Raw genomic sequence first — 755 nt, forward strand, 5'->3', positions numbered from 1 at the left:
CACTGGCGTTAGTGCAATCTGCTGCGGGCTTATTAAGCAGCTTGAAAATCATTGATTTACGAGACATGCCCGCCAAGATAGGCAGACCGAACTCATGAAACTTCTCGAGATGAGCGAGCATATGATAATTGTGTTCAATGGTTTTGCCAAAGCCAAAACCAGGATCGAGGATAAGTTGAGACTTATTGATACCTACGGCTTCACAAGCAGCTATGCGCTCTTCCAGAAACTGAGCGACGTCATCCATCAAGTTCTCGTACTGAGGGCTTTCCTGCATAGTTCTAGGTTGCCCCTTCATATGCATTAAGCAAACAGGTAGTTTTGATGCAGCCGCAACTTGAAGTGCACCAGGTTCTTGTAACGCACGGATATCGTTAATTAGATCCGCACCAACAGCGATAGCCTGACGCATTACTTCTGCTTTACTGGTATCGACAGAGATCCATACATCGTATTTTTCGCGGATGGCCTTTACAACAGGAACAACGCGTTGCAGCTCTTCTTCTAGAGAGACATCTGGCGCACCAGGGCGTGTAGACTCACCACCAACATCAATGATGCTAACCCCTGCGGTAATCATTTTTTCAACTTGAGCAAGAGCAAGTTCTAAAGAATTGAATTTACCACCATCAGAAAATGAATCAGGGGTAACATTAAGAATCGCCATTACATGTGGACGAGAAAGGTCGAGAGATTTGTTATTTGCTGTAATAATCATAATAAATACAAAAACCCCGAGCTAACTCGGGGTTTAT

1 protein-coding gene is annotated in these 755 nt (G+C 44.2%); it reads right to left on the bottom strand.

Translation table 11 applies throughout. From position 1 onward, the window contains the following. A partial coding sequence (folP, locus tag R8N47_RS24830; RefSeq protein ID WP_318186056.1) for a dihydropteroate synthase occupies positions 1–718 on the bottom strand: 718 nt, incomplete at its 3' end. Positions 719–755 lie beyond the last annotated feature (37 nt).

Source organism: Vibrio sp. 2132-1 (assembly GCF_033344315.1).